At 71.6% G+C, this 12,122-nt stretch carries 10 protein-coding genes; 5 read left to right on the forward strand and 5 right to left on the reverse strand.

What is annotated here, in order from left to right:
• Positions 1–44: 44 nt before the first annotated feature.
• Positions 45–998 carry a GTPase Era gene (gene era / locus QQM72_RS15760; protein ID WP_314221496.1) on the forward strand — a complete coding sequence of 318 codons (954 nt, stop codon included), beginning with the start codon at positions 45–47 and terminating at the stop codon, positions 996–998.
• Between the two features lie 15 nt (positions 999–1,013).
• On the opposite strand, the gene QQM72_RS15765 is transcribed toward era, so the two are convergent.
• Positions 1,014–1,862 (reverse strand): helix-turn-helix transcriptional regulator, encoded by an 849-nt coding sequence (locus tag QQM72_RS15765; protein WP_314221497.1) that lies wholly within the window; start codon positions 1,860–1,862, stop codon positions 1,014–1,016.
• Between the two features lie 125 nt (positions 1,863–1,987).
• On the opposite strand from QQM72_RS15765, the gene QQM72_RS15770 reads away from it, so the two are divergent.
• Positions 1,988–2,845, forward strand: coding sequence for an NAD-dependent epimerase/dehydratase family protein (locus tag QQM72_RS15770; protein ID WP_314221646.1), 858 nt, complete (start codon positions 1,988–1,990; stop codon positions 2,843–2,845).
• A gap of 4 nt (positions 2,846–2,849) precedes the next feature.
• Here the strand turns inward: QQM72_RS15770 and QQM72_RS15775 are convergent, their stop codons facing one another.
• The 4 genes from QQM72_RS15775 to QQM72_RS15790 all read right to left on the reverse strand — a co-directional run bounded on the left by QQM72_RS15775 (position 2,850) and on the right by QQM72_RS15790 (position 6,900).
• Positions 2,850–4,109 carry an MFS transporter gene (locus QQM72_RS15775; RefSeq protein WP_314221498.1) on the reverse strand — a complete coding sequence of 420 codons (1,260 nt, stop codon included), beginning with the start codon at positions 4,107–4,109 and terminating at the stop codon, positions 2,850–2,852.
• A complete protein-coding gene (locus tag QQM72_RS15780) occupies positions 4,106–5,428 on the reverse strand; it encodes a GH1 family beta-glucosidase (protein WP_314221499.1) in 1,323 nt (440 codons plus the stop codon). The genes QQM72_RS15775 and QQM72_RS15780 overlap by 4 nt, the downstream gene beginning before the upstream one ends.
• A 113-nt stretch (positions 5,429–5,541) precedes the next feature.
• On the reverse strand, positions 5,542–5,808 hold the full coding sequence (locus tag QQM72_RS15785) for a protealysin inhibitor emfourin (protein ID WP_314221500.1): 267 nt from the start codon (positions 5,806–5,808) through the stop codon (positions 5,542–5,544).
• Positions 5,809–5,829: 21 nt separating this feature from the next.
• Positions 5,830–6,900 (reverse strand): M4 family metallopeptidase, encoded by a 1,071-nt coding sequence (locus QQM72_RS15790; protein ID WP_314221501.1) that lies wholly within the window; start codon positions 6,898–6,900, stop codon positions 5,830–5,832.
• A 366-nt stretch (positions 6,901–7,266) separates the two neighbouring features.
• Between QQM72_RS15790 and leuA the strand changes: the two genes are divergently transcribed.
• From leuA to QQM72_RS15805, 3 genes are all read left to right on the forward strand, one after another.
• Complete coding sequence (gene leuA / locus QQM72_RS15795) at positions 7,267–8,988, forward strand: 2-isopropylmalate synthase (protein ID WP_314221502.1); 1,722 nt, start codon at positions 7,267–7,269, stop codon at positions 8,986–8,988.
• 185 nt (positions 8,989–9,173) lie between these two features.
• Positions 9,174–9,869: a TerB family tellurite resistance protein gene (locus QQM72_RS15800; RefSeq protein WP_314221503.1), complete on the forward strand. Its 696-nt coding sequence runs from the start codon at positions 9,174–9,176 to the stop codon at positions 9,867–9,869.
• A 160-nt stretch (positions 9,870–10,029) separates the two neighbouring features.
• The gene (locus QQM72_RS15805) at positions 10,030–12,120 is read left to right on the forward strand and encodes an MMPL family transporter (RefSeq protein WP_314221647.1); all 2,091 of its coding nucleotides are present in this window, start codon (positions 10,030–10,032) and stop codon (positions 12,118–12,120) included.
• Positions 12,121–12,122: the final 2 nt, after the last annotated feature.

Consider the following 12,122-nt stretch of genomic DNA (forward strand, 5'->3'; position numbering starts at 1 on the left):
TCGTGTGTGCGGCGGGGCTTCGTGGATCAGGGAGAATGGGGGCCATGAGCGTTCGTAACCAGTCATCCGAGCAGTCGGCCGAGGCCATCCACCGCGCCGGCTTCGCCTGCTTCGTGGGCCGTCCCAACGCGGGCAAGTCCACCCTCACGAACGCTCTGGTCGGGAAGAAGGTGGCGATCACCTCGAACCGTCCCCAGACCACCCGGCACACGGTGCGGGGCATCGTGCACCGAGCGGACGCCCAGCTGATCCTGGTCGACACACCGGGCCTGCACAAGCCGCGCACCCTGCTCGGCGAGCGGCTCAACGACGTCGTGCGCGCCACCTGGGCCGAGGTCGACGTCATCGGCTTCTGCCTGCCGGCCAACGAGAAGCTGGGCCCCGGCGACCGCTTCATCGCCAAGGAGCTGGCCGGGATCAAGCGGACCCCGAAGGTCGCGGTCGTGACGAAGACCGACCTCGTGGACTCCAAGACGCTCGCCGAGCAGCTCATCGCGATCGACCAGCTGGGCAAGGAGCTGGGGTTCGAGTGGGCGGAGATCGTGCCGGTCTCGGCGGTCGGCGACCAGCAGGTCGGACTGCTGGCGGACCTGCTCGCCCCGATGCTCCCGGAGAGCCCGCCGCTCTATCCCGAGGGCGACCTGACGGACGAGCCCGAGCAGGTGATGGTCGCCGAGCTGATCCGCGAGGCGGCGCTGGAGGGCGTCCGGGACGAGCTCCCGCACTCCATCGCGGTGGTCGTCGAGGAGATGCTCCCGCGCGAGGACCGTCCGGCGGACAAGCCGCTGCTCGACATCCACGCGAACATCTACATCGAGCGCCCCAGCCAGAAGGGCATCATCATCGGCCCCAAGGGCAAGCGCCTGAAGGACGTCGGCATCAAGTCCCGCAAGCAGATCGAAGCCCTGCTGGGCACCCCGGTCTTCCTCGACCTGCACGTGAAGGTCGCGAAGGACTGGCAGCGCGACCCGAAGCAGCTGCGCAAGCTGGGTTTCTGAGGCCGCCAGGGGCTGTCAGACGGCCTGCGGGGACATGTCCTGGAGTCCCACCACCCGGAGCAACCGGAGCCGTTCGTAGGCCTCCGTGCCCAGGCGGGCCGTGTGGATGACCAGGAGCTGGTGGTGCTCGTGGCTGAGCAGGACCTCGCAGTCCAGTTCCAGCAGGCCGACCAGCGGGTGCAGGAAGCGTTTCGTCGCCTTGTGGCGCAGGGACACCTCGTGTTCGTCCCAGAGGCGGGCGAACTCCTCGCTCGACGAACGGAGTTCGGCGACCAGCGCGGCCGGTTCGGGGTCGTCGGGGCGGGCGGCGGTCACCGCGCGCAGGTTGGCCACCTGGGCGCGGGCGTGGTCCGGCCGGTCCTCCGCCGGGAACAGGTCGCGGGCCTGCGGATCCAGGAAGTAGAGACGGAGCAGGTTGCGCTCGCGCCGGGGGCGTGACATCACGTCGCGGGTCAGGGCCCTGCCCATCGCGTTCTGCGCGAGGACCTCGCCGCAGTCGGTCACGACCTGCGCCGGTGTGTCGTGCAGGCGGTCCAGGATCAGCATCAGACCGGGCGGCACGTGCGCCGACGCCGTCTCGCGGCGCGGGGGTTCCTCGCCGGTGAGGTGGAACAGGTGGTCGCGCTCGTCGTCGGTGAGCCGCAGGGCGCGGGCCAGCGCCGTCAGCATCTGGCGGGACGGGCGCGGTCCGCGGCACTGTTCCAGGCGCGTGTAGTAGTCGACCGACATGCCCGCCAGCTGGGCCACCTCCTCGCGGCGCAGTCCGGGCGTACGGCGGCGGGCCCCCGACGTCAGACCCACGTCCGACGGGGTCAGACGGGCCCGGCCGCGGCGCAGGAAGTCGGCGAGTTCGGTTCGGTTCACCCCTCCAGGCTGCGCCAGGCCGGCCGTCTTAACCAGGGACTGCCGGTCCCCTGATCGACGGGTCTCTCCCGGTCGTCCCGGCTCCGGCCGAGGCTGGTGTCACCGACCAAGAGGAGTGGATGACGATGTTGACACTGGTGACGGGTACGACGGGACAGGTCGGCCGGCGCTTCGTGCCGAGGCTGCTGGCGCAGGCCGCGGCGGGGGAGAGGGTGCGGGTCCTGGTGCGGGACGCGGCACGGGGGGAGCGGTTCGCGGAGCTGGGCGCCGAGGTCGTGCTCGGGGATCTGCGCGACGCGGAGGTGCTCGGCAAGGCGGTGGCCGGGGTGGACGCGGTCGTGAACGTGGCGGCGTCCTTCCGCGGGGTGCCGGACGAGGAGGCGTGGGCCGTCAACCGGGACGCGGCGGTGGAGCTGGGCCGCGCCGCGCTGGCCTCGGGTGTGCGGCGTTTCGTGCAGGTCAGCACGGGACTGGTGTACGGCCTCGGGCGGGGCCGTCCGCTGGTCGAGGACGACGAGGTCCGGCCCGGCGGCGGCGCGATGTGGGGCGCCTACCCCGAGGCGAAGGGGGTGGCCGAGCGGGAGCTGTTCGCACTGGACGGCCTGGACGTGCGCGTCGGCCGCCTCGCCTTCGTCTACGGCGAGGGCGATCCGCACCTGGCCCAGTCGCTGATGTGGGCCGGCGACTGGGCGGCGGCCCGGCGGCTGCACATGGTCCATCACGTGGACGTCGCCCAGGGACTGCTGCGTCTCCTGCACGCGCCGGGAGCCGGCGGCCGGGCCTACAACATCGCCGACGACGCCCCGGTCACGGCGGTCGAACTGCACCAGCTCAACGGGGTCGACGTGCCCGCCGAGCTCTACGAGCGCACCGACCCCGACCCGTTCTTCCAGCTGACCTCCACCGAACGCATCCGCCGCGAACTCGGTTTCCGCCCGCTGTACCCCAGCGTCTACGCCGCCCGGGACGCCGGAGCCCTCTGACGGGTCAGTCCACCCCCCTGATCCGGCCCACCAGCACCGCCCCCGCCAGCCCGACCGCCGCCGCCACCAGATACAGCACCCGGTAGCCGCCCAGGTAGGTGACGATCGGCGCGGCGAGGGCGGGGGCCGCGACCTGGGGCAGGGCGTTGGCCACGTTGATCAGGCCCAGGTCCTTGCCCCGGTCCCCGGCCTTCGGCAGCACGTCGGTCATCAGCGCGAAGTCGACCGACGTGAACACGCCGAAGCCGATGCCCAGCACCGCCGCCGCGACGATCGCGCCCGGCCAGGTCTGCCAGAGCGCCAGTCCCGCCGTCGCCACCGCCATCAGCACGCCCGACCAGATCACGAACGGCTTGCGCCGGCAGACCCGGTCCGACCAGGCGCCGCCGACGACCACCGTGGCGAGCAGCGTCAGCCCGTTCACCGCGGTCAGGATCAGCACGCCCTGCTCCGGGTCCGGGTGATGCAGGCGGTCACGCAGGTAGTAGAGGAGGTACAGCAGCACCAGCGCGTTGCTCAGGTTCATCAGGAAGCGGGTCAGCCACGCCCAGCCCAGGTCGGGGTAGGTGCGCGGGCTCAGCCAGAACCCGGCCGCGAAGCCCCGCCAGGACCACGCCGGCCGGTCCTCCTCGGCCAGCCGCAGATCCTCGTACCGGAGCACGTACGGCAGCACGCCCAGCGTCGTGAACACCGCGCACGCCACGTACCCCGCTCCGACGCCCCCGGCGGCCGTCGCGAGCCCGGTGCCGCCGACCACGCCGAGGATCTGCGCGGCGCCCAGCCAGCCGCCCACCGAGCCCCGTTGAAGCCGGGGGACCCGGTCGGGGACGGCGGCCGTCACCGCCGCGAAGGCCGCGTTCAGCGTCAGCTGGACCAGGCACCAGCCCGCCGCCATGGTCCAGACGCCGTCCGCTCCCGCGAGCAGCAGCAGCGAGAGGGCGCCGCCCGCGGTCCCCGCCACGATCCACGGCGTACGCCGGCCCCGGCGCGAGGTCGTCCGGTCCGACAGCGCGCCGAAGAGGGGGTTCGCGGCCAGGGACACCACCGCGCCCACGCCCGTCACCCAGGCCAGCATGGTCTCCTTCGACATGCCCGAGCCGGGCGCGAAGTCCTCGGCCTGGGAGGCCAGCAGGATCTGGAGGGGGCCGTACCAGCCCACCCAGATCGCTCCGTTGGCGAGGGACAGGGCCGAGGTCCAGCCCCGGCCGACCCGCTCGACGGGTTCGGCCAGCGCGGCCGCCGGGGCTCTGTCCGCCGTCGTCATCTCTGCGCCCGCAGCACGTCCCGCAGCCAGCCGTACGAGGCCTTCGGGGTCCGGGCCAGGGTCTCGAAGTCCACGTGGACCAGTCCGAAGCGGCGTTCGTACCCCTCCGCCCACTCGAAGTTGTCCAGCAGCGACCACACGAAGTAGCCGCGCACGTCGACGCCCGCCTCCACGGCCCGGTGCAGGGCGCGGAGATGACCGTCGAGGTAGGCGATGCGCTCCTGGTCGTCCACGCCGTCGTAGCTGCATCCGTTCTCCGTGATGACGATCGGGGGGAGCCGGTCGCCGTAACGGTCGCGGAAGGTGGTCAGGAGCTCCGTCAGGCCCTCCGGGACGACCGGCCAGCCGAAGTCCGTCACCGGGACGCCCTCTATCTGCTGCACGGAGAAGGGCAGTTCGGCCGGCATGCGGATGCCACCGAACTCGATCTCCGTGCCCTGCGGGGCGCCCACCTTCGTCGGGGCGTAGTAGTTGATCCCGTACCAGTCGACCGGTTCCGAGATCACCTTGAGGTCGGCCTGGACGTCCCCCGGCATCAACTCGCCGAGCCCTTCCGGGTATTCGCCCAGCAGCACGGGCTCCGCGAACAGCCGGTTCAGAAGCAGGTCGTAGAAGGCGGCCGCCTCCACGTCGGCGGGTTCCTGAGAGGCCGGCCAGGTCGGGCCGTGCGAGTTGGCGATGCCGATGTCCGTGGCGCCGGCCGCGCGCAGCGCCTGGACGGCGAGGCCGTGTCCCAGCAGCTGGTGGTGGGCGGCCGGGAGCGCGTCGAACAGCAGCTGCCTGCCGGGCGCGTGGGTACCGAGGGCGTGCCCCAACAGGGTGTGCTCGGCGGGCTCGTTGAGGGTGATCCACTTCGTCACGCGGTCACCGAGACGCCCGGCCACCACCGACACGTACTCGGCGAAACGGTTCGCCGTGTCCCGCTCCAGCCAGTCGAGCCGGACCGGCAGGTCCCAGTGGAAGAGGGTGGGGACCGGGCGGACACCGGCCGCGCACAGTTCGTCGACGAGCCGGTCGTAGAAGTCGAGACCGCCGGGGGAGTTCACCCTCGGCCACGAGATCGAGAAGCGGTAGGCGTCCACCCCGAGGCCCGACAGGAGCGCCACGTCCTCGGGGTAGCGGTGGTAGTGGTCGCAGGCCACCGCCGCCGTGGAGCCGTCCTTCACCCTTCCCGGCTCGGCGGTGAAGGTGTCCCAGACCGAAGGTTCGCGCTGGTCCGCCGCGCCCTCGATCTGATGCGCGGAGGTGGACACGCCCCACAGGAAGTCTGCCGGAAACCGGGGCATCGGGTTCGCCGCGTCGCGCGGATCGTTCGCCATGGGCGGGATCATCCTTACCGCTGGGTAAGGAAGTCAACGTCCCGGCGTGAACTGCCAGTTATGCCCCTCCCGAAAGCCCCCGCAATCACCCCGCGCGCCCCCGGCGAGCCCCCTCAGGCCCCTTCCTTCAGCACCCGTGAGATCAGCTCGCGCTGTTCCTCCGTGAGCCGGGGATCGGCCGCGTACACCGTCCTGCCGTCCACGGTGATCTCGTAGCTGAAGCCGTCCGGCACGCCGGCCGAAGGCGCGCCCCGGCCGGCGGCGACCGCCCGCTGGGCCAGGGCGTGCCACTCGTGGGCGTCGGGCCGTCCCGAGGTGTCCACCTCGGCACGGCGCTCGATGCCCGCGAACCCGCCCGTGCGACTCACCTGAATACGCATGGGTCCCTGTCTATTACGGACTCAGAGAATCCGCACCCCCACCTGCTCCCACGCCTTCTCCACGGCCTGGAGCTCCTCGCCGCCGCTGCCGAAGCGCTCGCGCGCGGCCCGCACCGTCAGCTTGGCGAAGTCGGTGAAGAAGGCCCGCTCGGAGAGTTCGCCGCCGGTCAGGACGTCGTACCAGATCTGGCCGGCCTTCTCCCAGGCGTAGCCGCCGAGAGCCGTGGCGGCCAGGTAGAACGCGTGGTTGGGGATGCCGGAGTTGATGTGGACGCCGCCGTTGTCGCGTCCGGTGCGGACGTACTCGTCCATCGTCGCGGGCTGCGGGTCCTTGCCGAGGACGTCGTCGTCGTACGCGGTGCCCGGCGCCTTCATGGAGCGCAGGGCGGTACCGGTGACGGCCGGGGCGAGCAGGCCCGCGCCGATCAGCCAGTCGGCCTCGGCGGCTGTCTGGCCGAGGGAGTACTGCTTGATGAGCGAGCCGAAGACGTCGGACATCGACTCGTTGAGGGCGCCCGGCTGGCCGTTGTAGGTCAGGTTCGCCGTGTACTGCGTGACGCCGTGGGTGAGCTCGTGCCCGATGACGTCGATGGAGTTGGTGAAGTCGGTGAAGATCTCGCCGTCGCCGTCGCCGAACACCATCTGCTCGCCGTTCCAGAAGGCGTTGTTGTAGCCCTCGTCGTAGTGCACGGTGGCGTCGAGGGCCAGGCCGTCGCCGTCGATCGAGTGGCGCCGGTAGGCCTTCAGGTACAGGTCGAAGGTGGCGCCGAGCCCGGAGTAGGCGCGGTTGACGGTGGCGTCCCGGCCGGGGTCCTGGCCCTCGGCGCGGACCTTGGTGCCGGGCAGCGAGGTGCCGTGCCCGGCGTCGTAGATCGTGCGCAGCGGCTGGTCCGACGGCGCCTTCGCCGCCGGTGCGGCCAGGAGGCCGTACTCGGTGTTCACCTGACGCAGGGCGCGCAGCTCGCTGTCGCGCAGGATGGTGCGCCGGGCGGGACCGGAGAGAGCGGGGTCGTCGTTGCGCGCCAGCCGGTCGAGGACGTGTGGCGGTACGACGGTGCAGAAGACGGGCTCGAAGCCCCCGTGAGTCGTCATGCCCGGCACCCTTGCACTGCGTTACGCGGCTGTCACCACAGGCAACCATGATTGGTGAAATACGGTGACATAGGGGCGTGATCTGCGGCGCCGGGTGGTATGGCGGAGGGGTGACGAGTGGCATGGCGCACGTTATGCGCCTTTTCCTATGGTTCGTCCCGCCGGTCCCGCATACTGGAACGAACCCGCGCGACGGAAGCGGCTCCGCTAGGCTGCGGAGCACTATGCGTTTCGGGCTGCTTCTCCTTAGCTGCCGCGGCGAGGGCCTGTAGTCGAGGCCGACCCCCTCCCCGCGGTGCTTGGTGTTGCGCGTCGGCCGTCCTTCCGTCCGGACACTCTCCGGTCCTCCTGAGGAGCCACCGCATCATGGCGAACCGCCAGCAGCCCAGTCACATGCCGATCCACAAGTACGGACAGTACGACCAGGTCGACATCCCCGACCGCACCTGGCCCGACAACCGGATCACCGTCGCCCCCCGCTGGCTCTCCACCGACCTGCGTGACGGCAACCAGGCCCTGATCGACCCCATGTCGCCCGAGCGCAAGCGCCGGATGTTCGACCAGCTGGTCAAGATGGGCTACAAGGAGATCGAGGTCGGCTTCCCCGCCTCCGGCCAGACCGACTTCGACTTCGTGCGCTCGATCATCGAGGAAGAGGGCGCGATCCCGGACGACGTCACCATCTCCGTACTGACCCAGGCCCGCGAGGACCTGATCGAGCGGACCGTGGAGTCCCTGAAGGGCGCCAAGCGGGCGACCGTCCACCTGTACAACGCCACGGCCCCCGTGTTCCGCCGGGTCGTCTTCCGCGGCTCCAGGGACGACATCAAGCAGATCGCCGTCGACGGCACCCGTCTGGTCGTCGAGTACGCGGAGAAGCTGCTGGGCCCCGAAACGGAATTCGGCTACCAGTACAGCCCCGAGATCTTCACCGACACCGAGCTGGACTTCGCCCTGGAGGTCTGCGAGGCGGTCATGGACGTCTGGCAGCCCGGCCCCGGCCGCGAGATCATCCTGAACCTGCCGGCCACCGTCGAGCGCTCCACGCCGTCCACCCACGCCGACCGCTTCGAGTGGATGAGCCGCAACCTCTCCCGCCGCGAGCACGTCTGCGTCTCCGTCCACCCGCACAACGACCGCGGCACCGCCGTCGCCGCCGCCGAGCTGGCGCTGATGGCCGGCGCCGACCGCGTCGAGGGCTGCCTGTTCGGGCAGGGCGAGCGCACCGGCAACGTCGACCTGGTCACCCTGGGCATGAACCTGTTCTCCCAGGGCGTCGACCCGCAGATCGACTTCTCCGACATCGACGAGATCCGTCGTACGTGGGAGTACTGCAACCAGATGGAGGTCCACCCGCGCCACCCGTACGTGGGCGACCTGGTCTACACGTCCTTCTCCGGCTCCCACCAGGACGCCATCAAGAAGGGCTTCGACGCGATGGAGGCCGACGCGGCCGCCAAGGGCGTCACCGTCGACGACATCGAGTGGGCGGTCCCGTACCTGCCGATCGACCCGAAGGACGTCGGCCGCTCCTACGAGGCCGTCATCCGCGTCAACTCGCAGTCCGGCAAGGGCGGTATCGCGTACGTCCTGAAGAACGACCACAAGCTGGACCTGCCGCGCCGCATGCAGATCGAGTTCTCCAAGCTCATCCAGGCGAAGACGGACGCCGAGGGCGGCGAGGTCACCGGCGGCGCCATCTGGTCGGTCTTCCAGGACGAGTACCTGCCGAACCCGGAGAACCCCTGGGGCCGCATCCAGGTCCGCGCGGGCCAGTCCACGACCGACACCGACGGCGTCGACACCCTGACCGTCGAGGCCACGGTCGACGGCGAGGACACCGTCCTGACCGGCACCGGGAACGGTCCGATCTCGGCCTTCTTCAACGCCCTGGAGTCCGTCGGCATCGACGTACGCCTGCTGGACTACCAGGAGCACACGATGAGCGAGGGCGCCTCCGCGCAGGCCGCCTCCTACATCGAATGCGCGATCGACGACAAGATCCTGTGGGGGATCGGCATCGACGCGAACACGACGCGTGCGTCGCTGAAGGCGGTCGTCTCCGCCGTCAACCGCGCGACCCGCTGACCGGCCTGACCGGGACTTTCGGGGCCCCGACCGCTGTATACGGCGGTCGGGGCCCCGTCGTTTTCGGCCATCGCGCCGTGGAGGTCACGGGAAGGTCTCGTCCTGGGTGCTGACTACACCTCATGGATGTGGCTAACATCACGGAGGCGTGCGGCGATGTTGCCGCGGGGTTACGGAGGTGCGACGTGCTGCCAGAACGGGGACGTGACGGCCGTGTCACCGGGCTTGCCCGCATCCTGGGGACCCGCATCGCGTGGACGCCCGCGGGCGACGGTGAGTTCTTCTGCCCGGGCTGCGGAGGCGACCGCAACTACCAGCGGCTGACCGGCCGGCGCCGCTTCACCCTCCTCGGCCTGCCGGTCGTGCCACGCGGCGAGACCGGCCCGGTCGTCGAGTGCGCGGCCTGCCGCCGCCACTTCGGCACCGACGTCCTCGACCACCCCACCACCATCCGCTTCTCGGCGATGCTCCGCGACGCCGTCCACACCGTCGCCCTCGCGGTCCTGTGCGCGGGCGGCACCTGTTCCCGCACGTCCCTGGAGACGGCGGCGGGCGCCGTGCGCGCGGCGGGCTTCACCGACTGCACGCAGGAGCAGCTCGCCGCGCTCGTCGCCGCCGTCGCCTCCGACACCGGCCACCACTACGGCGAGGCGTACGGTCCGGGCCTGGCCATAGAGCTCCATGAGGCCCTCGACCCGCTCGCCCCGCACCTCGCCGCGGCCGGCCGCGAATCGATCCTGCTCCAGGGCGCCCGCATCGCCCTCGCGGACGGCCCGTACACCCCGGCCGAGCGAGAGGCCCTCACGACGGTGGGCGCGGCCCTGACGATCCGCGCGGAGGACGTGACCCGCCTGCTGGTCGCGGCCCGGACGCCGTCCTGATACTCCCCAGGGAGTAGTCCCCCCGCCCGGTCACCCCCGGCAGTACTCCCGAACTCGCCCTCACGCGCGACGTGCCGCCCCTCGCGTGCCGGAAGTCTGGAGAGCGCAACCAGACAGCCGTGCCGAAGGGAGGGCCCGATTCATGGGGGCCGGAGATTTCATGGGGGCCGGGAAGAAGCCGAAGGGCCGGCGCAGTGCCATCCCCTGGGTGGTGCTCGCACTGTGGGTGGGTGTGCTCGCGCTCGCCTCGCCGTTCGCCGCCGAGCTCGCCGACGTACAGCACGACCGGGTCACCGACTACCTGCCGGCGAGCGCCGACTCGACCAGGGTCGCGAGGCTCCAGGAGCAACTGCCCGGCGGTGAGAGCACCGAGCTGGTGCTGGTGTACCACCGCGAGGGCGGGCTGACCGCCGCCGACCGGGCGACGGCCGGGGAGCAGGTCGCCCGGGTCGCCGGGGACCACGCACTGACCGGGGACCCGCGAGGCGTCCCGTCCGCCGACGGCGCCACGCTCATGTACCCGGTCGCCAGCAACGAGCCGGGCACCGACGAGAAGAAGCGGGACGCCTTCGTCGAGGACGTCCGCGAAGTCGCCCACAGCGAGGGCGGGCTGACCGTCGAGGTGGGCGGGACGGGGGCGCTGGCCACCGACGCGAGCAAGGTCTACGAGTCCCTCGGCGGGCCGCTGCTCTACACCACCGTCGGTGTCGTCGCCGTCCTGCTGATCCTCATCTACCGCAGCCCGGTGCTGTGGCTGGTGCCGCTCGTCGTGGCCGGGATCGCCGACTACCTGTCCATGGGCGTCGCCTACGGCCTCAACCAGGGCTTCGGCACCACCGTGTCGGGACAGAGCTCGGGCATCATGACCATCCTCGTGTTCGGCGCGGGGACGGACTACGCGCTGTTGCTCGTCTCCCGCTACCGGGAGGAACTGCGGCGCGTGGAGCGCCCGTACGACGCCATGCGGGCCGCGCTGCGCGGCTGCGGGCCGGCCGTGCTGGCCTCCTCCGGGACCGTCGCCGCCGGCCTGCTGTGCCTGCTCGCCGCCGACCTCAACTCCAACCGGGGCATGGGCCCGCTGGGCACGGTCGGCGTGCTGTGCGCGCTCGTCACGATGCTGACGCTGCTGCCCGCGCTCCTCGTCCTGCTGGGCCGCCGGGTGTTCTGGCCGCTGGTGCCCGCCTACGGCAGCACGCCCAAGGTCCGACGGTCGCTGTTCGCCGCGATGGGCACCTCGGCCGGGCGGCGTCCGCGGACCGTCCTGGCGGCCGGCGCCGTCCTGCTCGGCGCGCTCGCGCTGGGCGCGCTGAACCTGCCCGGCGCGGTCAAGCAGCAGGACTCCTTCGTCGACCGGCCCGAGTCGGTCGTCGCCATGGAGACCCTGGCCGAGGCCTTCCCTGAACAGTCCGCCCAGCCCATCGACGTGATGACGCCGACCGGCCGGGCCGAGGCCACCCTCGCCGCGATCCGGGACACGGACGGCGTCGCCGACGTACGGCAGGGCCGTACCGCGCGGGGCTGGACGGAGATCACGGTGACCGCCGCCGCGCCGCCGCAGTCCGCGGCCGAGACGGCGACCATCGAGGCCCTGCGCGACCGGCTGACCGGCTCCTACGTCGGCGGGCCGAGCGCCCAGCAGATCGACCTGGTGGACACCAACGCCCGCGACCGGCTGATCGTCGTGCCGCTCGTCCTCGTCTCCGTCCTGCTGATCCTGATCGTGCTGCTGCGCTCGCTCGTCGCGCCGCTGATGCTCGTCGCCGCCGTGGTCGCGGTGTGGGGTGCGGCGCTCGGCCTGGGCGGCCTGCTCTTCGGGCCGGTGTTCGGCTTCGAGGGCACGGATCCGGGGCTGGGGCTGCTGTCCTTCGTGTTCCTGGTCGCCCTCGGCGTCGACTACGGCATCTTCCTCATGCACCGGATGCGGGAGGAGTCGACGCGCGGCGCCGACCCCGTCGCCGCGGCGCTGACCGCGCTGCGCACGACCGGCGGGGTCATCGCCTCCGCCGGCCTCGTCCTCGCCGCGACCTTCGCCGTGCTGACGAACATGGGACTCGTCCAACTCGTCGAGCTGGGCTTCGTGATCGCGGTCGGGGTGCTGCTGGACACGTTCCTCGTCCGCACCTATCTCGTGACCAGCGCGAGCGTGGCGCTGGGACGCAAGGTGTGGTGGCCGGGGCGGCTGTCGCGGGCGCCGGAGACGGCGCGGCCCGAGCGGCCGGGCCGGCCGGAGCGGCAGACGGAGCCGGTGTGATC

The sequence above is a fragment of the Streptomyces zaehneri genome, assembly GCF_032248645.1.
In the GTDB taxonomy this organism is placed as follows: Bacteria; Actinomycetota; Actinomycetes; order Streptomycetales; family Streptomycetaceae; genus Streptomyces; species Streptomyces coriariae.